Source organism: Rhodococcus sp. WB9 (assembly GCF_007558985.1).
Classification (GTDB): domain Bacteria; phylum Actinomycetota; class Actinomycetes; order Mycobacteriales; family Mycobacteriaceae; genus Rhodococcus_F; species Rhodococcus_F opacus.
In genome coordinates, this window is sequence record NZ_CP041769.1 from 3484064 (window position 1) to 3506049 (window position 21986).

General features: G+C 67.8%; 20 protein-coding genes. 11 read left to right on the top strand and 9 right to left on the bottom strand.

The window, feature by feature from the left end; genetic code table 11:
• Positions 1–185 precede the first annotated feature (185 nt).
• Both FND50_RS16165 and nrdR read left to right on the top strand, forming a co-directional pair.
• Positions 186–683: a LysM peptidoglycan-binding domain-containing protein gene (locus tag FND50_RS16165; RefSeq protein ID WP_144286353.1), complete on the top strand. Its 498-nt coding sequence runs from the start codon at positions 186–188 to the stop codon at positions 681–683.
• 180 nt (positions 684–863) lie between these two features.
• The gene (gene nrdR / locus FND50_RS16170; RefSeq protein ID WP_007296355.1) at positions 864–1328 is read left to right on the top strand and encodes a transcriptional regulator NrdR; all 465 of its coding nucleotides are present in this window, start codon (positions 864–866) and stop codon (positions 1326–1328) included.
• Positions 1329–1337: 9 nt separating this feature from the next.
• Here the strand turns inward: nrdR and hrpA are convergent, their stop codons facing one another.
• Entirely contained in the window at positions 1338–5225 is a 3888-nt protein-coding gene (hrpA, locus tag FND50_RS16175) for an ATP-dependent RNA helicase HrpA (RefSeq protein WP_144286354.1), read from the bottom strand.
• 70 nt (positions 5226–5295) lie between these two features.
• Between hrpA and FND50_RS16180 the strand changes: the two genes are divergently transcribed.
• Both FND50_RS16180 and FND50_RS16185 read left to right on the top strand, forming a co-directional pair.
• On the top strand, positions 5296–5940 hold the full coding sequence (locus tag FND50_RS16180) for a Pr6Pr family membrane protein (RefSeq protein ID WP_144286355.1): 645 nt from the start codon (positions 5296–5298) through the stop codon (positions 5938–5940).
• Between the two features lie 97 nt (positions 5941–6037).
• On the top strand, positions 6038–7117 hold the full coding sequence (locus FND50_RS16185) for an alpha/beta fold hydrolase (RefSeq protein WP_039950742.1): 1080 nt from the start codon (positions 6038–6040) through the stop codon (positions 7115–7117).
• Here FND50_RS16185 and FND50_RS16190 read toward each other — a convergent pair.
• Positions 7079–7297 carry a VOC family protein gene (locus FND50_RS16190; protein WP_260850997.1) on the bottom strand — a complete coding sequence of 73 codons (219 nt, stop codon included), beginning with the start codon at positions 7295–7297 and terminating at the stop codon, positions 7079–7081. The two genes, FND50_RS16185 and FND50_RS16190, sit on opposite strands and share 39 nt — an antisense overlap.
• A gap of 222 nt (positions 7298–7519) precedes the next feature.
• Here FND50_RS16190 and FND50_RS16195 point away from each other — a divergent pair, with 222 nt between their 5' ends.
• Entirely contained in the window at positions 7520–8884 is a 1365-nt protein-coding gene (locus FND50_RS16195; protein ID WP_007296350.1) for an MFS transporter, read from the top strand.
• Between the two features lie 27 nt (positions 8885–8911).
• On the opposite strand, the gene FND50_RS16200 is transcribed toward FND50_RS16195, so the two are convergent.
• Entirely contained in the window at positions 8912–10048 is a 1137-nt protein-coding gene (locus FND50_RS16200) for a cation:proton antiporter (protein ID WP_144286356.1), read from the bottom strand.
• Positions 10049–10271: 223 nt separating this feature from the next.
• Between FND50_RS16200 and FND50_RS16205 the strand changes: the two genes are divergently transcribed.
• A complete protein-coding gene (locus FND50_RS16205) occupies positions 10272–11504 on the top strand; it encodes an aspartate aminotransferase family protein (RefSeq protein ID WP_144286357.1) in 1233 nt (410 codons plus the stop codon).
• On the opposite strand, the gene FND50_RS16210 is transcribed toward FND50_RS16205, so the two are convergent.
• Entirely contained in the window at positions 11468–11722 is a 255-nt protein-coding gene (locus tag FND50_RS16210; protein ID WP_144289075.1) for a hypothetical protein, read from the bottom strand. The two genes, FND50_RS16205 and FND50_RS16210, sit on opposite strands and share 37 nt — an antisense overlap.
• A 66-nt stretch (positions 11723–11788) precedes the next feature.
• Between FND50_RS16210 and FND50_RS16215 the strand changes: the two genes are divergently transcribed.
• Complete coding sequence (locus FND50_RS16215; RefSeq protein WP_144286358.1) at positions 11789–12505, top strand: hypothetical protein; 717 nt, start codon at positions 11789–11791, stop codon at positions 12503–12505.
• Here FND50_RS16215 and FND50_RS16220 read toward each other — a convergent pair.
• Entirely contained in the window at positions 12491–13171 is a 681-nt protein-coding gene (locus FND50_RS16220; RefSeq protein WP_065490634.1) for a PhzF family phenazine biosynthesis protein, read from the bottom strand. The two genes, FND50_RS16215 and FND50_RS16220, sit on opposite strands and share 15 nt — an antisense overlap.
• Before the next feature lie 111 nt (positions 13172–13282).
• Here FND50_RS16220 and FND50_RS16225 point away from each other — a divergent pair, with 111 nt between their 5' ends.
• A complete protein-coding gene (locus tag FND50_RS16225) occupies positions 13283–14206 on the top strand; it encodes a hydrogen peroxide-inducible genes activator (protein ID WP_025432399.1) in 924 nt (307 codons plus the stop codon).
• Between the two features lie 9 nt (positions 14207–14215).
• Here FND50_RS16225 and FND50_RS16230 read toward each other — a convergent pair whose 3' ends face one another.
• Positions 14216–14965: a LysR family substrate-binding domain-containing protein gene (locus tag FND50_RS16230; RefSeq protein WP_144286359.1), complete on the bottom strand. Its 750-nt coding sequence runs from the start codon at positions 14963–14965 to the stop codon at positions 14216–14218.
• A 58-nt stretch (positions 14966–15023) separates the two neighbouring features.
• On the opposite strand from FND50_RS16230, the gene FND50_RS16235 reads away from it, so the two are divergent.
• A complete protein-coding gene (locus FND50_RS16235; RefSeq protein WP_005240786.1) occupies positions 15024–15428 on the top strand; it encodes a DUF5997 family protein in 405 nt (134 codons plus the stop codon).
• Between the two features lie 3 nt (positions 15429–15431).
• Here FND50_RS16235 and FND50_RS16240 read toward each other — a convergent pair whose 3' ends face one another.
• The 3 genes from FND50_RS16240 to FND50_RS16250 all read right to left on the bottom strand — a co-directional run bounded on the left by FND50_RS16240 (position 15432) and on the right by FND50_RS16250 (position 20127).
• Positions 15432–17936: an RNA helicase gene (locus tag FND50_RS16240; RefSeq protein WP_144286360.1), complete on the bottom strand. Its 2505-nt coding sequence runs from the start codon at positions 17934–17936 to the stop codon at positions 15432–15434.
• Positions 17937–17976: 40 nt separating this feature from the next.
• Positions 17977–19014, bottom strand: coding sequence for an alpha/beta fold hydrolase (locus tag FND50_RS16245; protein WP_005240793.1), 1038 nt, complete (start codon positions 19012–19014; stop codon positions 17977–17979).
• A 144-nt stretch (positions 19015–19158) separates the two neighbouring features.
• Positions 19159–20127, bottom strand: a complete 969-nt coding sequence (locus tag FND50_RS16250; protein ID WP_005568502.1) for a proteasome assembly chaperone family protein — start codon at positions 20125–20127, stop codon at positions 19159–19161.
• Between the two features lie 280 nt (positions 20128–20407).
• On the opposite strand from FND50_RS16250, the gene FND50_RS16255 reads away from it, so the two are divergent.
• Complete coding sequence (locus FND50_RS16255; protein WP_005261108.1) at positions 20408–21034, top strand: MBL fold metallo-hydrolase; 627 nt, start codon at positions 20408–20410, stop codon at positions 21032–21034.
• Positions 21035–21174: 140 nt separating this feature from the next.
• Positions 21175–21840, top strand: coding sequence for a DUF5642 family protein (locus FND50_RS16260; protein WP_144286361.1), 666 nt, complete (start codon positions 21175–21177; stop codon positions 21838–21840).
• Positions 21841–21986: the final 146 nt, after the last annotated feature.

A 21986-nucleotide genomic window follows, 5' to 3' on the forward strand; every position in this document is an offset into this window, starting at 1 on the left:
GGAGTTTCAAACATCTGTTCGACACGTGTCGTGAGAAGTAGAGACATTGTCGGAGTGCCGTGGTAGAAATCGAACATGTGTTCCTTCGAACGCGTGATCGAACGCCCGGAGGAATCGGACGCCGACCGGGTCGGTAGCGGATACGACAACGGATCTGACAACGGATACGAGCAGCGGAGGTACCGATGAGCAACGCAGTTCTCCATCGGCAGGCAGTGCTGAACCGGCAGGCCCTCGAACGGGGTGTCGTCCGTTCCGGCGCCGCACGGTCGTACCGGACCGAGCCGCGTCGCCGGCGCACCGACGGCGAGCTGCGGCGTCCCTCGTCCGGCGCCGTCGCGTACCGGCCCACCTACACCGGTGTCTCCCGCGCCGATCACGCGCGCGGGGCGAACGACGTCGGCTGGCGGATGGTGCTCGCGAGTGTCGTGATCACGGCGGGTGTGCTGTGCGGGCTCGTCGGGGTGGCTCAGCTGGCCACCACCGACGGTGTGAGTAACTCGGCGGCCACGGAGGTCGTGCAGGTGCAGCAGGGGGAGAGCCTGGCAGCGCTCGCGGCGCGGATCTCCCCGGAATTGCCGGTGGCACAGGTGGTCGAGCGGATCATGGAGCTGAACGCCATGTCCAATTCGGCGCTCCACCCAGGCCAGAGTCTGATCGTCCCGTCGTCCGCTATCCGGTGACGGGGGTGGCTCTGCATGTCTGTCCCGTCGGGCGGCCGAGTAGTCTCGGATGCTGTCAGTCCCACCACTTCGTGTGGTCGCGTCGAGATCGTGCATCCGCTGCGTGAATCCGTTTTCGTCGGTTCGCCATCGGGGGAGGCGAACAGTTGCGGCCACGACGGCTACAACGAAGGAATCGCCATGCACTGCCCGTTCTGCCGGCACCCCGATTCACGTGTGGTCGATTCTCGAGAAGCCGACGAAGGACAGGCCATCCGTCGCCGCCGTTCGTGCCCTGAGTGTGGTCGCCGATTCACCACTGTCGAGACGGCCGTGCTGTCGGTGGTCAAGCGCAGTGGTGTCACGGAACCGTTCAGCCGGGAGAAGGTGGTGCGGGGTGTGCGCCGCGCCTGCCAGGGCCGGCAGGTAGACAACGACGCACTGAATCTTCTTGCCCAGCAGGTCGAGGACGCGGTCCGGGCGTCGGGCTCGGCGGAGATCCCGAGCAACGAGGTCGGCCTCGCCATTCTCGGTCCGCTTCGGGATCTCGACGAGGTGGCGTACCTGCGCTTCGCGTCGGTGTACCGGTCGTTCAGCTCCGCCGAGGACTTCGCCCGCGAGATCAAAGAGCTACGCGAACACCGCGAATCCCGAGACGACGTCTGAGCCTGCGCGTCAGCGCACCTTCTCCATAGCACTGAGCACGCGTTTCTCCGAGACCGGGATCGGTGTCCCGAGTGTTTGAGCGAACAGGCTGACGCGCAACTCCTCGATCATCCAGTGAATCGCGTCGACCTCGGGTGAGTGCTGTCGTTCTTCCGGCAGGCCCGCGAGCATGCGTTCGTATCCGGCGTACACCCGGTCGAGAACGTCCATCCCCTTCTGGTCACGCGGTGCGCTCCCCGGGAGGGCTTCGAGACGTGCCGCCGCGGCGGCGAGGTAGCGGGGAAGTTCGCGGAGGCGAGTGGCACCGATGTCGGCGACGAATCCGGGAAAAAGCAGCGACTGCCGTTGTTCCCGCACGTCGTCGGCGGCTTCACCGGTGGCGCGTTCCAGCACGACGGCGAGCCGGTGGTCCGCTTCGAGCACGGGCGACACCAGTCGTAGGTGCACCGCCACGTTCCGTGCCATCTCAGCGCGCGCCGTCGCCACGAGGGCGTCGAATTCTTGCGGTGTGCGCACCGGCGTGCCGTGTGCGGCGATCAATTGGTTCGCGGCGGCGTTGCGGCAGTCGTCGATCAGGGCGTCGAGGCCGCCGTCGGGATTCTGCCCGAGCGCCAGTCGCTGTGCGTTGCTCAGGCCGGACGTGACCGTCTTCGCCTGGGTGGGAACGGCAGCGAGGAGCAGCTGGCGCGTTCCGGCGCGCATGGCGGCTCGTTGCGCCGCGGCGGTGCTGAGCACGCGGACGGCGACACCGTCACCCTCCGGGACCAGGGCGGGGTAGCCGGTGACCTTCTGGCCGCCGAGTTCGCGGGTCACGGTGGCCTCGAGCGAACCGAGGGTGGCGGGGGTCCACGTGAGTGCGGGCGGCCGCTCCGAGTTCGAGGCCGCCTTCGCCACTTCCACCTGGACGCGGGGAGCGAGCGACTTGCGCAGCGACACGAGGTCCTTGTTCCGGCCGAGGACGGCACCCTTCTCGTCCACGGCAGCGAACGTCATGCGCAGATGGTCGGGGAGCGCGGTGACGGCGAAGTCCTTGGGATCGATGCGACAGGCGCCGAGCCGCGACAGTTCGCGCGCCATCGCCGTGGTGAGCGGTTCGGAGCGGGGCTTCACGGCGGCTAGTGCGGCGGCCGCGAAGTCCGGTGCCGGAACCACCTGTCGGCGAAGGGTCTTCGGGAGCGTCTTGATCAGGGCGGTGACCAGTTCGACACGCATGCCGGGGACCAGCCAGTCGAAGCCGACCGGGCGGAGGCCCGCCAGTAGCGCGATCGGGATGCGGGCGGTGACGCCGTCGTCCTCGGTGCCGGGCTCGAACTGGTAGGTGAGGGGGAACTGCATGTCGCCCTGGCGCCAGGCGTCGGGGTATTCGCCGCCGAGTACTGCGGCCGATTCGGCGTTGACGACCGTCGCCTGGGTGAACGTGAGCAGGTCGGGATTCTTGCGGCGGGCGACCTTCCACCAGGAGTCGAAATGCCGGGCCGAGACCGCTTCCGGGCCGACGCGCTGGTCGTAGAAGTCGTAGAGGGTGTCGTCGTCCACGAGGATGTCGCGCCTGCGGGCGCGATGTTCGAGTTCTTCGACGTCTTCGAGGAGTGCGCGGTTGGCGTGGAAGAACTTGTGCTGTGTCTGCCATTCGCCCTGCACCAGGGCGTGGCGGATGAACAGGTCGCGGGACATTTCGGGGTCGATGGTGCTGTAGGTGACGGCACGCCGGGCGACGAGCGGGATGCCGTACAGCGTGACGCGTTCGTAGGCCATGGCGGCGCCGCGTTTCGACGACCAGTGCGGTTCGGAGTAGGTGCGTTTCACGAGGTGCGGCGCCAGCTTCTCGGCCCACTCGGGTTCGATTCCGGCCGACATCCGTGCCCACAGCCGGGACGTCTCGACCAGCTCGGCGGCCATGACCCATCGCGGGGGCTTCTTGAACAGGCTCGAGCCGGGGAAGACCGCGAATCGGCTTCCGCGGGCCCCGAGGAAGTCTCGTTTGTCACCCTCGCGGAGCCCGATGTGCGACAGCAGCCCCGCGAGCAGGGACTGGTGGATCGCCGCCTCACCGGCCGGGGTGTCGGTGGTGTCCCAGCCCAGCCCACGGGTGATCTGACGGAGCTGACCGTGCAGGTCCTGCCATTCGCGGATGCGCAGCCAGTGCAGGAATTCGTTTCGGCACATCTTCCGGAACTGGTTGGACGACAACTCGTTCCGTTGCTCGCGCAGGTACTTCCACAGTTCGAGGAAGGCGAGGAAGTCGGAGTTCTCCACCGTGAACCGGGCGTGCTTCTCGTCCGCTGCCTGCTGGAATTCGGCGGGACGTTCCCGCACGTCCTGGATCGAGAGGGCGGAGACGATGACCAGCACCTCGGACAGGCAGCCGTTGCGGTGCGCCTCGACGAGCATCCGGGCCATGCGCGGATCGACGGGGATCTGCGCGAGTTCGCGTCCGACTGCGGTGAGGACGGGCTGCTCGTTCTGGGCTTTCCGTTCGATGGCCCCGAGTTCCTCGAGGAGGCCGATGCCGTCGCGGACCGCCCGGGGGTCGGGCGGCTGGACGAACGGGAACGCGGCGATGTCGCCGAGGCCGAGCGCCGTCATCTGCAGGATGACGGACGCGAGGTTGGTGCGCAGGATCTCCGGTTCGGTGAACGCGGGCCGCGCCTCGAAGTCCTCTTCCGAGTAGAGGCGGATACAGATGCCTTCGGCCACACGGCCGCAACGCCCGGAACGCTGGCGGGCGGACGCCTGTGAGATCGGTTCGATGGGCAGGCGCTGCACCTTGGTGCGCACCGAGTAGCGGGAGATGCGGGCGGTTCCCGGGTCCACGACGTACCGGATGCCGGGCACGGTGAGCGACGTTTCCGCGACGTTCGTCGACAGCACCACCCTCCGCCCGGTGTGGGGCGTGAACACCTTGTGCTGTTCCGCCGCCGACAGCCGGGCGTAGAGGGGCACGATCTCGGTGCCGCGCAGTCTGCGGTCTCGGAGCGCGTCGGCGGTGTCGCGGATCTCCCGTTCGCCGGAGAGGAAGACCAGGATGTCGCCGTCGCCCTCGCCGGAGAGCTCCTCGACCGCCTCGCACACCGCGTCGACGGGGTCGCGGTCGAACGTCTGGTCGCCCACTTCCACCGTGAGTGGGCGGTACCGCATCTCGACGGGGAATGTGCGCCCGGACACTTCGACGATCGGGGCGGGCACGCCGTCGATGGCGAAGTGCTGCGCGAAGCGTTCCGGATCGATCGTGGCCGACGTGATGATCACTTTCAGGTCGGGCCGGCGGGGGAGTAGCTGTCGCAGGTATCCGAGGATGAAGTCGATGTTGAGGCTGCGTTCGTGGGCCTCGTCGATGATCAGCGTGTCGTACCGGCGCAGCATCCGATCGCGTTGGATCTCGGCGAGCAGGATTCCGTCGGTCATCAGTTTCACCAGCGTGCCGTCCGACACCTGGTCGGTGAATCGCACGGTGTAGCCGACGGTCTCACCGAGTTCGCTGCGAAGTTCCTCGGCGATCCGTTCGGCGACGGTCCGCGCCGCGAGACGGCGGGGCTGGGTGTGTCCGATGAGGCCGCGGACGCCGCGGCCGAGTTCGAGGCAGATCTTCGGGATCTGCGTCGTCTTGCCGGATCCCGTCTCGCCGGCGACGATGACGACCTGGTTCTCGGAGATCGCCTTCGCGATGTCGTCGCGGCGCTGGCTGACCGGCAGCGTGTCGGGGTAGTCAATGACGGGGACGCTGTCGAGTCTTCGTGTGATGCGTCCGCGTGCGGCGGCGATTTCGTCGGACAGGGATGCGAGTGCGTCGGGTGTGCGCGCACGGTCGAGTCGCCGGCGGAGCCGGTGTTCGTCGCGCAGTGTGAGTTCGCCGAGGCTGTTCTTCAGTTCCCGCCGGCTGGGTGCTGTGGTGGACATGCTGGACCCCAGCCTAGCCAACCCGGTGGATCGCCCTGTGCCGCGCCCGCCCGTGTGCGAATATCGGCGGATGGACGCTGCCGTCGTCACGGACCTGCGAGGTCGGAGGATCGTTCGGGTTCTGCGGGCGGTCTTCGCCGCCTACGGGCTGATCGCGTTGCTGTGGATTCCTCTCCGTAGCGCCGGCAGCGACGACTTCTCACTGGCCAATTTCCTCAGCTACTTCACCATCGAGAGCAACATCCTCGCCGTCGTCGTCCTGTTCGTCGGCGCGATCCGGGATCCGCAGTCACGGGGCTGGCAGCTGTTCCGGGGTGCGACCACGCTGTACATGGTCATCACCGGAATCGTGTACGCGGTGCTGCTGGCGAACATCGACGTCATGCTGCAGGACGCATGGATCAACACGGCCCTGCACCGACTGCTGCCGCTCGTCCTGCTGCTGGACTGGGTGGTGGCCCCGTCCCGGGTGCGGATCTCCGAGGCGCAGAGCCTGAGCTGGCTGGTGTTCCCGGCCGTGTACGGCGCCTATTCCCTGATACGGGGTCCGATCGTCGACTGGTACCCGTACCCGTTCCTGGACCCCCGGCAGCAGGGGTACCTTCAGCTCGCCGTGACGGCGGTCGTGTTGTTGCTGGCGATGGTGTTGATGGCGTTCGCCGTCAACGCGGTGGGACGTCTCGGTGCACGCCGGCGGTACGACGAGGATTGGTAGCGGCGAAGGTGCGCGCGGACGATTCGCGGACCGCGCTATCCTCCACACGAATGGCGTCCGCGCGATCATCCGTGACTTCGGCAACGGCTGGGAGACTATGTTCGACGAGTTCGCAGGCGAGACCTTCGACCTGCTCGGCCGCGACCGCGGCAGTGTCGTGGCCGCCGACGACGGTGTGCCGCTCGCGGTGCGCGAGGTGGGTCCGGCGTTCGCGCCCTTGACGGTGGTGTTCGTCCACGGCTTCTGCAACAGGATGACCGGGTGGCACTTCCAGCGGGTTCAGCTCGAGGAGGCGTGGGGCTCGACGATTCGCATGGTGTTCTTCGACCTGCGGGGGCACGGCGACTCCGGGGTGCCGCGGCGCGCCACCTGCACCATTCCGCATCTCGCGCAGGACGTCGACGCCGTGATCCGTGCGCTCGTGCCCGAGGGGCCGATCGTGCTGGTCGGCCATTCGATGGGCGGTATGGCGGTCCTGTCGTACGTCGGACAGCATCCCGATCTGATCGGGTCCCGCATCGTCGGGGTGGGCCTGATCGCCACCGCGGCGGAGAAGCTGGGTGACGTGGGGCTCGCGCGGACGCTCAACACGCCGGTGGTTGCCGGATTCAGCACCGCGGCCCGCCACCTGCCCCGGGTCGTCCAGAGCGGTCGCGGCGCGAGCAAAAGGGTGCTGGCGCCGATCCTGAGGTCGGCGTCGTTCGGTGACCGCAGCATCAGCCCGGCGATCGTGTGGCACTCCGAGCAGATGATCAACGACACGTCCCTCAAGACGCTCGTCGACTTCCTGCCGTCGTTCAAGAATCACGACGAGACGGCGGCGGTGCCGTTGCTCGCACCCATCGAGACGCTGGTGGTGTGCGGCGACCGCGACCTCCTGACCCCCTTCCGGTATTCGAAGGCGATCGCTGGGCATCTGCCCGACGCGGAACTGGTGAAGGTCCCCGGTGCGGGGCACATGGTGCAGTTGGAGCGCGCGGAGCTCGTGTCGGACGCGATCGATCGTCTGCTGACCCGTTCGGTCGAAACCCTTCCCACGCCGAGTGCCTGGAGTGAGTGGGTCCGGGTGGCGACGGATTACGTGGACCACGCACGGCACTGGGTCGCCCACGGCGGGCCCGCCGCCTGGTGGCGAGGGCTACGTGGTCGTCCCGTCGTCGGCCCCACGTTCCGGTAACACGCAGAATTCGTTGCCCTCGGGGTCTGCGAGGACCACCCAGGGAACATCCGGGTGGTCGCTCAGCCGGCGTGCGCCGAGCGAGAGGAGCCGCCGGACCTCCTCGTCGCGGGTACCGGACGACGGCGCGATGTCGAGGTGCAGGCGGTTCTTCCCGGACTTCGCCCCAGGGCGTCGCACCAGAATCGTGACAGTGATTCCGCGTCACGGCAGTCGACGGCGATGGCGATGATTCGGCTGGTCATGGGTTGTGGATACCCGCGCGACGGTGGTCGCACACTGTCACGGGGACGGCTCGGGCGCGCCTCCGTGGCGTGTCTGTAACCGGCAAACGCGCGACAACACGTGCCACTCGGGCCACAATGAGTGAACGCGAAACCGGCCCGAGGAGACGGGATCACCATGGCATCTGCGAGTTCGTCAGCCGAGCAGGAAACCCTCCCACCAGGTGTTCTCCGTCGCGCGATCGCGGCGTCGGCGATGGGTAACGCCACCGAATGGTTCGACTACGGCGTCTACGCGTTCACCGTGTCGTACATTTCGGCCACGTTCTTTCCCGGCGACACCGGTTCGGCCACCTTGTACGCCCTGCTCGTGTTCGCGGTGTCGTTCGTCGTGCGACCGCTCGGCGGCCTCGTGTGGGGTCCGCTGGGTGACCGGCTCGGACGCCGCCAGGTTCTGGCACTGACGATCATCCTGATGGCGGGTGCGACGTTCTGCGTGGGCCTCGTGCCGGGATACGACGTCATCGGTTTCTGGGCGCCCCTGCTGCTGGTGCTGCTGCGCATGATCCAAGGCTTCTCGACGGGCGGCGAATACGGCGGCGCGGCAACGTTCATGGCCGAGTACTCGCCGGACCGCAAGCGCGGTTTCTGCGGAAGTTTTCTCGAGTTCGGCACGCTCGGCGGGTATGCGCTGGGTGCGATCGTGGTCCTGGCGGTGGAGTTGTTCTCCAGCGATCCGTTCATGTCCACCTGGGGCTGGCGTATCCCGTTCCTGATCGCCGGACCGATGGGTCTGATCGGCCTCTACCTGCGGACCAAGCTCGAGGAGACACCCGTGTTCAGGGAACTGGACGCGGAGGGCGAGGTGGAGTCGACGCCGACCCACGAGTTCAAGGATCTGGTGACCGAGTACTGGAAGCCGTTGCTGCTGCTCGGCGGCCTCGTCATCGCGTTGAACGTCACCAATTACACCCTGCTCAGTTACATGCCGACATATCTGGAGACACAGATCGGCCTGACGTCCACCGCGTCGCTGTCCCTGTTCATCGTCGGGCAGCTCGTGATGATGGCCGTCATTCCGTTCGCCGGCGGGTTGTCGGACCGAGTGGGCCGAAAACCGTTGTGGTACGGCTCGCTCGTGGGATTGATCGTGCTCGCCGTCCCGATGTACCTGCTGATGCGTCAGGGTTTCGGATGGGCGATCCTCGCGTTCGCGGTGCTCGGGTTGCTGTACGTCCTGCAGCTGTCCACGATTTCGGCGACGTTCCCGGCCATGTTCCCGACGCACGTGCGGTTCGCGGGTTTCGCCATCGCGTACAACGTGTCGACGTCGTTGTTCGGTGGCACCGCACCCGCGGTCAACGAACTGCTCATCGAATGGACCGGCAACACGCTGATGCCGGCGTTCTACATGATGGCCGCGTGCGCGATCGGCCTCGTCGCGCTGTACTTCGTGGCCGAGACGGCGGGCGCGTCCATCCGTGGTCGCGGGATACCGGGAATCGACACGGAGCCACACCCCACCGCCCTGGCGGAGAAGTGACGCGTGTGGGTGTGCCCCTGACGCCTGTCAGGGCGCGCGGAACCCCCGACGTGCCGCCATCGCGCCGGCGAATGTGGTGGAAGCGATGGTGACCAGCGCGCCGAGGATCAGTGCCGAAGGCTCGCCTGGGCCCAGGAGATGCGATTGCGCACCGATCGCCGCCGCGGCCACGGGCACGCCGAGTTGAGCGGCGGCTAGTACGCCGAGGGGCAGCGGCACACCGACCAGCCGTGTCAGGCAGTGGACGAGAACGGCAGCAAGGCCGAGCGCAACGCCGAGCAGTATCGAGGAGGGGTCCGCCCCGAGGTCCCGGACATTCAAGGATGCGCCGAGCCAGACGAAGAACAACGGCCCGAAGAATCCTTCGGTGATCGAGAACAGCTGCTTGGCCAGGCGTCGCGGCTCGCCCACTGCCGCGATCACCAGTCCGAGTGCGAAACCGGCGAGCATGATCGACACGTGGGAGTGAATGGCCAACGCCGCCAGGAGACACAGGACCCCGAGATTGATCCGCAGTTCCAGTGCGAAGCCGCGTTCCTTGGACTCGTGATGCAAGCTGTGAAGCCAGCCGCGTTTGTCACTCGCATGGAGGACCGCGTAGAAGACGGCGGTCGCCCCCGTCACGGCTACTGCGCCTGCTGCGGCGCGTGGGGCCTGCGCCGGATCGATCACGAGCGGCAGAGCGACGATGCACGCGATGTCGGCAACCGCGACCTGGGCTACGGTCTGCACGATCGGTGTGCCCTCGAGCCCGAGCGAGTCGATCAGGGGTAGGACGAGCGCTGCGGACGACGACGCGATGAGGACCGCGTACAGAGCGGCGTGGCCGGTACCGAATGCCTGAGCGATCCCGAACCCTGCCAGGGTGGCACCGACACCGACGAGAACAGCCCGAACCACGCCTTTCGCGAGCGCAGGCCGGATGCGTGCGTCCCGGATCGGCACATGTGTGCCGGCCACGAACATGACGAGTGCGAAGCCGATGTCCGCGAGGAATGTGAAGGTGGGATCGCCGGGATCGAGTATGCGCAGACCCGTAAAGCCGAGGAGGATTCCGGCAAGCAACTCGCCGAGAACGACCGGTAGATGCCAGGTCCGGCGACTCGCGAGCACGGGGCCGGCCAAGGCTGCGGCGGAGATCAGCGCGAGTACTTCGAAGGACATGCGTATGTCAGTTCGGTGCAGTCGAGCTCGACGGCCGGCACGGGGTCTTCCAGTTCTCGCGACATCTCACTCCGGGCATGGAGAGATTGTGCCTGCCGAAGCCCGCGGTCCGACTCCGATCGAGGCAAGGAGGTCGGGCCGACCAGTCGAGGGACGCGTGAGTCGGGCGAGGGGATTTCCAGGCCACATGGCATAGTCGGCTCGGGGCGGGTTTCACGAAGGGATGAGCATGGCGTCGGCACTGTGGCACGGATTCGCGGACATGGGCGCGGTGGAACAGAAGGGGCCCTTCGTGGTGTCCCGCGGCGAGGGCGCCTACATCTGGGACGACCGCGGCAACCGTTACCTCGACGCGACGGCCGGGCTGTGGTTCACCAACGTGGGGCACGGCCGTGCGGAGATCGCGGACGCCGTCGCGCAGCAGTTGCGGACCGTGGCCCATTTCTCGAACTTCGGCGACTTCGTTCCCGAGACCACCGCGACCCTGGCCGATCGTCTCGCGACCATCGCGCCGGTGCCGGGCAGCAAGATCTTCTTCACGTCCGGTGGTTCGGATTCCGTGGACACGGCGGCCAAGCTCGCCCGCCGCTACTGGCATGAGATGGGCAAGCCGTCCAAGACGATCGTGGTCGGCCGCCAAAAGGCCTATCACGGGATGCACGTGGCGGGCACCGCTCTGGCGGGAATTCCCGCCAACCGCGAGGGTTACGGCGAGTTGATGGCCGACGCCGCCACGGTCGCCTGGAACGACGCGAAGGGCCTGCTCGAGCTGATCGAGAAGATCGGCGCCGACACGATCGCCGCGTTCTTCTGCGAACCCGTGATCGGTGCGGGCGGCGTCTACCTGCCGCCGGAGGGTTACCTCGCGGAGGTCCGTGACATCTGCCGCGAGCATGACATCCTGTTCGTCGTCGACGAAGTGGTCACGGGATTCGGTCGCATCGGCGGCGAGTGGTTCGCGTCGACGCGATTCGACCTGCAGCCCGACATGATGACGACGGCAAAGGGTCTCACCTCCGGATACGTCCCGATGGGGGCGGTGTTCATCGCCCCGCGTGTGGCCGAGCCGTTCTACGCCGGCGGGATCTGGTGGCGGCACGGCTACACCTACGGTGGGCACGCGGGTGCCGCCGCGGCTGCTCTCGCCAACCTCGACATCATCGAGCGCGAGAACCTGCTGGCAGAGTCGAAGCGGCTCGAGTCGTCACTGCACGAGCACCTCGCGCCCCTCGCCGACCACCCGCGGGTCGAGGAAGTGCGCAGCGGTCTCGGTGCGGTCGCGGCGGTGCAGCTGGCCGATCCGGCGGAAGCGCTCCCGTTCGTGAACACGCTGCGCGAACACGGGATCTCGGGGCGCGCCGCCGGTCAGGGTGCCATGCAGATCTCGCCGGCATTCGTGATGACGGACGAGCAGGTCGCTCAGCTCGTGGACGGAATCCGCCGGGCCTTGGGCTGATCGGTCCCGGTGCCCCGCCTGCGGAGGCGACGCAGGGCACCGGTCACCCGGTCCCGCCAGGTGGGCGGGGTCAGGTCGATCTCCTTCTGCCCGTCGTGCACCGCATACGCGCGGGTGTAGCGCTCATGGAGACGCGCCCGGACCTCGTCCGGTGTGTACGCCTTTCGTTGCCGATCTGCGCGCACCGCGACGACCCCGGTCGCGGCGACACCCACCACACCGGCGAGTCCGAGAAGTTTCCACCATTGCCTGCCACGGGGTCGCATGCTTCTAGGCTAGGGCCCATGGACGCGCCACCGCACACGGACGCACGACGACACGGCTCCACCATCGACCTCGACACCGCGGTCGAGGTCACCCGCACCGGCGACATCTGGATCTTCCGGGGAGAGTCTCCGGCAGACAGGGCCATTCAGACGCTGACGAACAGTCCGGTCAACCACGTCGGCATGTCGGTGGTCCTCGAGGACCTGCCGCCGCTGATGTGGCACGCCGAGCTGGGACATTCGCTTCAGGACATGTGGACGGGACGCTTCCAGCGCGGTGTGCAACTCCACGACCTGCGCGGCGCGGTCCAGGTGTGGGGCGCGCGGTACGGGCAGCGGGGATGGCTGCGCCAGCTCGCCGAACCCGCGACGTCGCAGCAGGAGGACGCGTTGCTGCGGACGATCGCCCGGCTCGACGGAACCCCGTTCCCGTCCACCGCGAAACTCGCGTCACGGTGGTTCGGCGGGCGCCTGCCCGGGACGGGGCGCCGGCGGGAGACGTCGGGCGGCCTCGAAAGTGCCTATTGCGCCGAGGTGGTTGCGCAGACGTACGAGGAGATGGGTCTGATCAGTGGGCGCAGGCGCACCAACTGGTACGACCCCGGCAAGTTCTGGAGCGGCGACAGGCTTCCCCTCGCTCCCGGTGTGACGCTGGGCCGGGAGATCGAGGTGACTCTGAGCGAAGCCGACCTCACCGCGGGCCGAGGTCGGCGGCCGTCGTCAGAGGGTGCGTGACTTCTCGGGGTGGACTCGTCCGCCGACCTCGATCCAGCCGGCGGGGTCGTAGGTGGTGCGCAGTTCGGATCCCTTGCCCTGGGTGATCAGGAGGGCGTGCCGGAGGTGCGCGGTGATCCGGACGGCCGCGGCTCCGGTGGCCTCGTCCTCGGTGATGCCCATGTCCGGGGCGAACATTCGCGACCGGATCGAATGCTCGACCTTGTCGGTCCAGGCCCACAGATAATGGTGTCCGGCCCCGAACTTCTTCGGGTCCGCAGACTGAACCTCGCGCACGCTGTTCATGGGGTACAGCGAGAACTCGGGCGCCCACTCCGACCGGGCCCGCACCCAGGTGAAGGCGCCGGAACGGCGGGTGGCGACCGGGCCCGCGGGCACGTCGAGTGTGGTGACCGCGGCGCCGCGCTCGTGCAGCCACCAGGACAGTCCGACCGTGGGGTGTCCGGCGAAGGGCAGTTCGGTGGTGGGGGTGAAGATCTGGGCGCGCGCGTGCTCGTCGCCGGGTCCGGGCACGTCGACGAAGATCGTCTCGCTGTATCCGAGTGCGGCAGCGACGGACTGCCGGTTTTCGGGCGGGACGGCCGAGGAGTCGACGATGCCGAGCGGATTGCCGTGGCGTCCTTTGTCGTCGGTGAACACCCGGACGACATCTACGTGGATGGGCATTGACGCACCCTATCGCCAGTCGACTTCGAGGCAGTGCCTCGACGGTGGGAGAGTTCGCCACCGGCCCCCGGTCAAAAGGCAGAGGTGATGGATAGCGCTAGGCTGATAGGCATGGCTGATCAGAGTTATCAACCCACACTGTCGCAGCTGCGTGCGTTCGTGGCAGTCGCGGAATACCGCCATTTCGGCACGGCGGCAGCGCGATTGAGTGTGAGTCAACCCACACTGTCGCAGTCGCTCGCCGCCCTGGAGAACGGGCTCGGCGTGCAGCTCATCGAGCGCAGCACCCGACGCGTCCTCGTCACCACTGCCGGGGAGCGGCTCCTCGGTCAGGCCAAGGTCATCCTCGAGGCCGCGGACGGTTTCGTCGCGACGGCCGCGGGTGTCGGCGACCGGTTGGCCGGACCGCTGCGTATCGGGCTGATTCCCACCGTGGCCCCGTACGTACTGCCAGCCCTGTTGCCGGCGCTGCGCGAGGAGATGCCCGCCCTCGAGCCGCAGGTCATCGAGGACCAGACGGCGCGACTTCTGGAGGCGTTGCGTGTGGGAGCGCTCGACGTCGCGGTGCTGGCATTGCCGAGTGGTGTCAGCGGTCTCGTCGATATTCCTTTGTACACAGAAGATTTCGTGATGGTCGTCCCGGAGGGGCACGCACTCGCGGGTCGCACCGACGTCTCGCCGCAGATGCTGGACGCGCTTCCCCTCCTGCTGCTCGACGAGGGGCACTGCCTGCGCGACCAGACCCTCGACCTGTGCCGCTCGGTCGACGCGCACCCGGTGGCGGGCGACACCCGCGCCACGTCACTGTCGACAGTGGTGCAGTGCGTCGCCGGCGGGCTCGGCGTCACCCTGGTCCCGGAATCCGCCGTCCAGGTGGAGACCGGACGGGGACCGCTCGCGACCGCCCGCTTCGCGGCTCCGGCGCCCGGCCGCACGATCGGCCTCGTATTCCGCTCGTCCAGTGCCCGTGCGGACGGCTACGGGCAACTCGCCGCCCTCCTCACGAAGACGGCGTCGGTCGGCGCGCCCGCCTGACGGTCGGGCCTAGGACCGCCGCCGTGGTTTGCCCTTCTTGCCACTCTTCGCTCCGGAGCCCGACCGGGACGTCCTGGCTCCCGTGGCCGGTTTCTGGCGTGCAGTCGCCGCGGCGGGACGCTTCTTCTTCGGCTGCGCCGGCGTCGGGGTGCGGCCCCGGGAACTGTTGACGGTCCGGCCTCGGACGATGCCGATGAACTCCTCCACCAGTTCGGTGGTCTCGTCCTCGGGCCACGACAGCGCGATCCGTGACTCCGGGCCGTCCGACACCGTCCGGTAGACGAGGTCCTTGCGGTGGTGGAGCCGAGCGAGCGACTGCGGGACGACGAGCAACCCGATCCCGGCAGCGACCAGTTCGATTGCGTCGGCCGTCGTGGCGGGGCGGTCCTGGGCCGGAAGTCCCGGCACGCTGTCCCAGACGAGGACGTCGTCGAGCGGGTGCAGCACGATCTCGTCGGCCAGATCCGCGATCGACACCTCGTCCACCGCCGCCACCACGTGGTCCTTCGGCGCCACGACCACGGGGATCTCGGTGTACAGGGGGATGGCGCTGAGACCGGTCCGGTCGATCGGCAGCCGCACCAGGCCCGCGTCCGCGCCGCCGCCGCGCAACTGGTCGGGTGCGGCGGCGGCCGCTGCCGGGACGAGGGTGAGCGGGACGTCGGGCAGCCGTTCGTTCCAGATCCGCACCCACTTGGTGGGGGTCACGCCCGGGACATACGCGAGCCGGAACGAAGGGGATGCATCCGCGTCTGTCACTCCGTCAGGCTACCGGCCTTGGTCAACGACGCCGCACACGCTCGTTACTCTTGACACCATGACGTCGCACAAGAGCCCTCAGACTATGAAGCCCGCCACCGCGGCGAAGAAGCTGGGTGTGTACCTCGAGGCCACCCCCGCGGAGTTCCAGGAGGGTCTCGTCTCCCGCGACGAGCTGAGCGCACTGCAGAGCGATCCGCCGGAGTGGCTGCTCGAGCTGCGCCGCAACGGCCCGCACCCGCGGCCGGTGGTCGCGGCGAAGCTGGGGGTGTCCATCGCGGGCCTCGCCCGAGGCGGCGTCACCGAGGCGCTCACCACCGAGCAGATCGACGCGCTCATGGCCGATCGACCCGAATGGCTGCAGCAGGAACGTGCCACCCAGGCCGAGGTCCGCAAGGAGACCGTCCGCATCAAGGAGAAGAACGCGGCGCGGCGTGATCAGCCCCGCCGGCCGCGTTCCTGACCGCTAACCCTCGACGATGCTGAGCTCGTCGAAGATCACTTCGCCGGCCGCGTCGGACTCGGGAAGGTCGACGACCGCCGTCAACGCCCACCCGTGATCGCCCTGCGGGTCCTCGAGGACCTGCCGCACCCGCCACAGCTCGGGCGCGGTCTCCACCTGGAACAGTTGGGGGCCGCGCGCCGAGGGGCCGGTGCCGAGGGAGTCGTATTCGTCGAAGTACGCCTGGAGCTGGTCCTCCCACTCCTCGGCGTCGATGCCGTCGTCGAGTCCCTCCAGTTCGGCCCACCGCCGCCGCGACGCGAGTTCGATACGCCGGAACATGGCGTTGCGCACCATCACCCGGAATGCCCGCGTGTTCGCCGAGATCGGGCGCGGCACATCGGCGCCGAACGCGACCTGCTGGTCGTCTCCCTCCGCGCCGGGGTCGGTGAGAGATTCCCATTCGTCGAGCAGGCTCGAATCCACCTGGCGGATCAGCTCGCCCAGCCACTCGATGAGGTCGTCCAGCTCCTCCGTCCGGGCCTCGGCCGGAACGGTCTGGCGCAGTGCGCGATACGCGTCCGCGAGATATCGCAGCACGAGCCCCTCCGAACGGGCCAGACCGTAGTGGCTGACCATTTCGGCGAACGTCATGGCCCGCTCGACCATGTCGCGCACTACCGACTTGGGCGACAGCGCGAACTCCGTGATCCACGGATGCCCACCGCGGTACATCTCGAACGCCGGGAACAGCAGGTCCGCGAGAGGCTTGGGCCAGGTGACCTCCTCGAGCAGTTCCATTCGTTCCTCGTACTCGATCCCGTCGGCCTTCATCTGCGCGACCGCCTCACCGCGGGCGAAGTGCTGCTGCGCCATGAGGACCTGCCGCGGGTCGTCGAGGGTCGACTCGATCACCGACACCACATCCAGTGCATAGGAATCGGATTCGACGTCCAGGAGTTCGAGGGCGGCCAGGGCGAACGGGGACAGCGGCTGGTTGAGTGCGAAGTCCCGCTGGAGTTCCATGGTGAGCCGGGCCATGCGGCCGTCGGCGTCGGGTTCGTCGAGTCTCTGCACCACGCCGGCGTCGATCAGCCCGCGGTACAACGACAACGCCTTGAGGATGTGCTTGCGCTGCGCGGGTCGCGACTCGTGGTTGTCCTCGAGGAGGTGCCGCATGGACTCGAAGCAGTTGCCCGGTCGCGCGATTACGTTGAGCAGCATGGAGTTCGACACGGAGAACCGTGAGACGAGCGGTTCGGGTGACGCGGCGACGAGCCGATCGAACGTGGCCTCGCTCCACGACACGAAGCCGTCCGGCGCCTTCTTGCGCTGCACCTTCCGGCGCTTCTTCGGGTCGTCGCCCGCTTTGGCGAGTGCACGCAGATTCTCGACCTCGTGTTCGGGGGCCTGGACGACCACGGTGCCCAGGGTGTCGTAGCCGGCGCGTCCCGCGCGTCCCGCGATCTGGTGGAACTCGCGGGCGCGGAGGTGCCGCGTGCGGGTGCCGTCGAACTTGGTCAGCCCGGTGAGGAGCACGGTGCGGATGGGGACGTTGATCCCCACACCGAGGGTGTCGGTACCGCAGATGACCTTCAGCAGACCGTCCTGCGCCAGCTTCTCGATGAGACGGCGGTATTTCGGCAGCATGCCCGCGTGGTGGACGCCGATACCGTGCCGGACGAGACGCGAGAGCGTCTTGCCGAATCCGGTGGTGAACCGGAAGCCGCCCAGCGCTTCGGCAATGGCGTCCTTCTCCTCGCGCGAGCAGAAGTTGACGCTGGTCAGGGCCTGCGCGCGTTCGAGGGCTGCGGCCTGGGTGAAGTGAACCACGTAGACGGGGGCCTGATTGGTGGTCACCAGTTCCTCGATCGTCTCGCCTACCGGTGTCGTGGCGTACGAGAACATGAGGGGAACGGGACGCTCGGTGCCCGCCACCACGGTGGTGGGGCGGCCGGTCCGGCGGGTGAGGTCGGACGAGAAGAAGTCGACCTCGCCGAGGGTGGCCGACATGAGCAGAAATTGGGCGTGGGGGAGTTCGACGAGGGGGACCTGCCACGCCCAGCCCCGGTCGGGTTCGGAGTAGAAGTGGAACTCGTCCATCACGACCTGACCGATGTCGGACTCGGGGCCCTCGCGCAGTGCGAGGTTCGCGACGATCTCGGCGGTCGCGCAGATGATCGGTGCCCGCGAGTTGACGGCGGCGTCGCCGGTCATCATGCCGACGTTCTCCGCGCCGAACACCTCGCACAGGGCGAAGAACTTCTCGCTGACAAGGGCTTTGATCGGGGCGGTGTAGAAGGTGCGCTTGCCGGTGGCCATGGCGTAGAAGTGGGCGCCGACCGCCACCATCGACTTGCCGGATCCGGTGGGCGTCGCCAGGATCACGTTGGCCCCCGACACCAGCTCCATCACGGATTCTTCCTGCGCGGGGTAGAGCGTCAGACCCCGTTCTTCGGTCCAGGAGGTGAAGGCGTCGAAAACGGAATCGGAATCCGCGTTCTCGGGGAGCAGGTCGGAGAGAAGCACTGCTACAGGCTAGCCGGAAGGCGGTGCACCGCTGCCAGGCCTATGTCGCGCTGCGTTCGTCCGATCCCATCGCGTCGAGGACCGCCATGCGGGTGGACGCGCTGCCGGTGATGGTGCTCTCACCGACGCCGGTGACGAGCATCTGCCGCCACTTCGCTTCGTCGAACTGCAGGGGATGAGTCACGGACAGGAACTTCTCGATGGTGCGCAGGAACCGCATCGGGTCGTCGCGGAACGGGAAATGGCCTGCGCCGCGGAAGATCTCGAGATGAGAGCCGGGCATCGCCGCGTGCGCGAGGTGGGCGTGGCTCACCGGAATGACGGCGTCCTGATCGCCCCAGATGAGCTGCACCGGGAGATTCTCGGTCAGATAACATCGGTCGAGCATGGTGACGACCTGGCCGCGCCAGTCGACCACCGCGCGCAGGGTGCGCAGATATGCCTCGTAGGCCGTGGGGTCGTACAGCTCCGCCAGTACGCGCACCAGGTCGGGTGTGTCGTGCAGCATCGCACCGGGACGCAGTCGCGTCCCGTTCAGCTGGCTCAACACGTTGCCCACCAGACGCACGGTGGGCATCGCGCCGGGAATGCGCAGCAGTTTCAGCGCCTCGTTGACCACCGGCACCGAGGCGAGCCGCAGCAGCGGGTGAACGTCCTTGGTGACGCCGCCGGCCGAGACCAGGACGAGCCGGTCGACCATCTGCGGGAACTGGTAGGAGAACTGCATTGCGACACCGCCGCCGAGGGAGTGACCGACGACGGTGACCTTGTCGATCCCCAGGGTGGACAGCAGGTCGCGCATGCCGTTGGCGTACGCCGCGACCGAGTAGTCGGCCCGTGGCTTGTCGGAGCGTCCGTGACCCAGCAGATCGGGGGCGATGACGGTGTAGTTCTTGGCGAGGTGCGGGATGATCTCGGTCCAGGTGGACGAGTTGTCGCCGATGCCGTGGATCAGCAGCAGCGCGGGACCCTCACCTGCCATGCGGAACGCGCGGCGGTAGCCGTGGATCGTGCGGAACATCATGCGGGTTTCGGCGTTCGGAACGGGCCTGAGCTTACGAATGCGAGTGTCGCTCATGTCGCCTCCTGAACTGGGTGCACTCCCGAATGTTGACAGCTCAATCATCCGCTTGGTCTCGACGCTATTGCACCGCTCTCGGCCGAACAACTGGACCGTGCGGTCGCACAGTGACCGAGTGGCGACCGCACAACAGCTCCTCGGTCACGCCCCGCCCCGTGATCCCCCCTCCTCCTCGGAGCCGCCGTCCTCGCCGTCCTGCAGGGCCTGTTCGGCGAGGAAACGCTCGAATTCTGCACCGAGTTCGTCACCACTCGGCAGGTCTTCTTCGCTGGCCAGGAGCGTGGACTGCTGTTCTTGAGCTGTTACGTACGCATCGTACTGGCGTTCCAGGGCGTGGACGACGGTTTGTACCTCCTCGTTACCTGCGATGTGCTCGTCGACCTGTTCGCGGACGCGTGCGGCGGCCTCGCCGAGCGCGGCCAGCGGCAGGTCCAGGTCGGTGACGTCACTCACATTCTCGAGGAGGGTCTCGGCGGCGCCCGGGTAGTCCGTCTGCGCCAGGTAATGAGGGACGTGAACCGAGAACCCGACCGACTCGTGCCCGTGCTGCGCCATCCGCAACTCGATCAGCGAGGACGCGCTGCCGGGAACCTGCAGTTCGCCGGACCAGCGCTGGTGGTCCTTGATCAGGTCCTTGTTCGTGGAATGCGCGGTCACCCCGAGTGGGCGGGTGTGCGGGATGGCCATCGGAATGGCGTTGATGCCCACGGTCCGGCGTACACCGAGCTGCTCGGCCAGCAGGCGCACCGCCGTCGTGAACCGCTCCCAGCGGAGATCGGGTTCCATGCCGGCCAGCAGCAGGAACGGGGTACCCGCCGTGTCCTTCAGCGCATACAGGTTCAGCTCGGGCTGGTCGTAGTCCGAGAAGTGGTCGGCCTTGAACGTCATGGTGGGCCGACGGGAGCGGTAATCGACGAGTTCGTCGACCGCGAAGGAGGCGACCAGCTCGCTCTCGAGGCTCTCGCGGAGATGCGTCGTGGCGAGTTTGACGGCGTGGCCTGCGTCGGAGAAGCCCTCGAGTCCGTGGATCAGTACAGGTCCCTGGCCGTCCGCGGAGGACAGCTGCGGTGCCGGGAACTCCAGCTCGTACATCTTCGACTGTTCGTCCATTACAGACCTCTTCTCCTTCGTGCCTGGCCTCCAGTGTCCCCTATCGTCTCCGGCATCGATACGTCGGACTTTGCTCTCGGAGGTCCCGCTCTCGGGGAACACGGCGCGGGCGACCGATAATTCCCGTCCGGGGCCTTCCGGTGTTCGCCCACAGCGAGATCCCGCGCACGGTCTGTGGCAATGTGAGGAACGGGCCGAGACGGACGAGATCCTGGAGGTGCACGATGTCTGCACGGGTACGAAGAATTGCGTACCGGGTTCGGCGATCGGCGGTCGAGTCGTGAGCGTGCGCATCGACCGAGTGGTCACCTCCGGCACCTTCAGCCTCGACGGGGGCACCTGGGACGTCGACAACAACGTGTGGATCGTCGGCGACGACTCCGAGGTGGTGGTGATCGACGCCGCGCACACCGCCGCCCCGATCGTCGAGGCTGTCGGCGGCAGGCACGTGCGGGCCATCGTCTGCACGCACGGCCACAACGACCACGTCACGGTGGCGCCGGAACTGTCCACGGCGCTGGACGCCCCTCTCTACCTCCATGCGGCCGACGACGTGTTGTGGCGACAGACTCACCCCGCGGTCGTCTACACGCCGATCGAGGACGGGCAGGAGATCGCCGTGGCCGGGACCGACCTCCGCGTGCTCCACACGCCCGGGCACTCGCCCGGCTCCTGCTGTCTGTATCTGCCGGAGGCGGGGGAGTTGTTCAGTGGTGACACCCTGTTCTCGGGCGGACCGGGAGCCACCGGGCGCTCCTACTCGGACTTCCCGACGATCATCGGGTCCATCCGCGATCGTCTGTTCGCGCTACCGCCGTCGACGACGGTCCGCACCGGGCACGGCGACGGAACCACCATCGGGACCGAATCCCCGCATCTGGAGGAGTGGATCGCCCGCGGCAACTGAGCCGCAGCCTCCCCGCTGTCGGTGCGCCGGCGTGGCAGAGTGGCGGAAAGGCTCCCCGGGCGGGGGCACCACACATCCGACACGGGAGGTCGACGGTGAGGTCTCGGCGCACAGCGGTACGGACGGCCATCGTTGTCCCGGTGGTCTCGCTGGCCGCGGTGACGATTCTCTCCGGGTGTTCCTCGACGGTCTCCGGTGTCGCGCAGCCGAGCACGACCATCGCGGCCGGTTCGCCGTCCGGAAAGGGACTGTCGAAGCTTCTGGTCGATCCGGCCGACTTCCCGGCCCGGTACGAGGCGATCGTGCTGCCCGCCCAGGCCGTGTCGATGGCGGCACCCGACCTGACGGGAGTACCGCAGGGCGCGGTGGTCGACCCTGCGGACTGTGCGCCGCCTGCGCAGGACTACGGACCGACCGGCACCGTCATGGCGGTGGGCACGGACAACGCGAGCCGTTCGACGATCTCGGTCGAGCTCACCAGAACCGATACACCCCTCGACGAACTGGCGGCACAGACGAAGAAGTGCGGCGAGGTCACCGTGACGGACAGTGGGGCCGAGTCCACCGTCACCACCGCGGTCACGCCGGCCCCTCCGGTCCGGGCCGACGACACCCTCGCGCTGCGGCGGACCGTCAAGTCCGGCAATGAGAGCGACAAGGTCACCCAGTCGATGGTCACGTTGATCGCGCAGGTGGGGGACGTGCGGGTGTCCGCGACCTTCATGTCTTTCGGCGACGCGAAGGCCGACACGGTCGCGCTCGACGAGTTGTTCACCGCCGCGGTGCAGAAGGTGCAGACCAGCTGAGCGGGCACTAGCACAGGGCTCCGACGACTTCTCGGTCGATCGGCGCGTCTGCGCGGCGCGGCGGCCCGGTTGTCCACAACCGACGGCCCATCCACAGACCTCTGGGTTTTCCCAGTTCGCCCGCCGTGCGGCGACGCGTCGACCCG

Bases quoted from the DNA above. Each gene is read 5' to 3' on its own strand.
- FND50_RS16165 (WP_144286353.1), top strand. From the start codon at position 186: ATGAGCAACGCAGTTCTCCATCGGCAGGCAGTGCTGAACCGGCAGGCC.
- nrdR (WP_007296355.1), top strand. From the start codon at position 864: ATGCACTGCCCGTTCTGCCGGCACCCCGATTCACGTGTGGTCGATTCT.
- hrpA (WP_144286354.1), bottom strand. From the start codon at position 5,225: ATGTCCACCACAGCACCCAGCCGGCGGGAACTGAAGAACAGCCTCGGC.
- FND50_RS16180 (WP_144286355.1), top strand. From the start codon at position 5,296: ATGGACGCTGCCGTCGTCACGGACCTGCGAGGTCGGAGGATCGTTCGG.
- FND50_RS16185 (WP_039950742.1), top strand. From the start codon at position 6,038: ATGTTCGACGAGTTCGCAGGCGAGACCTTCGACCTGCTCGGCCGCGAC.
- FND50_RS16195 (WP_007296350.1), top strand. From the start codon at position 7,520: ATGGCATCTGCGAGTTCGTCAGCCGAGCAGGAAACCCTCCCACCAGGT.
- FND50_RS16200 (WP_144286356.1), bottom strand. From the start codon at position 10,048: ATGTCCTTCGAAGTACTCGCGCTGATCTCCGCCGCAGCCTTGGCCGGC.
- FND50_RS16205 (WP_144286357.1), top strand. From the start codon at position 10,272: ATGAGCATGGCGTCGGCACTGTGGCACGGATTCGCGGACATGGGCGCG.
- FND50_RS16215 (WP_144286358.1), top strand. From the start codon at position 11,789: ATGGACGCGCCACCGCACACGGACGCACGACGACACGGCTCCACCATC.
- FND50_RS16220 (WP_065490634.1), bottom strand. From the start codon at position 13,171: ATGCCCATCCACGTAGATGTCGTCCGGGTGTTCACCGACGACAAAGGA.
- FND50_RS16225 (WP_025432399.1), top strand. From the start codon at position 13,283: ATGGCTGATCAGAGTTATCAACCCACACTGTCGCAGCTGCGTGCGTTC.
- FND50_RS16235 (WP_005240786.1), top strand. From the start codon at position 15,024: ATGACGTCGCACAAGAGCCCTCAGACTATGAAGCCCGCCACCGCGGCG.
- FND50_RS16245 (WP_005240793.1), bottom strand. From the start codon at position 19,014: ATGAGCGACACTCGCATTCGTAAGCTCAGGCCCGTTCCGAACGCCGAA.
- FND50_RS16250 (WP_005568502.1), bottom strand. From the start codon at position 20,127: ATGGACGAACAGTCGAAGATGTACGAGCTGGAGTTCCCGGCACCGCAG.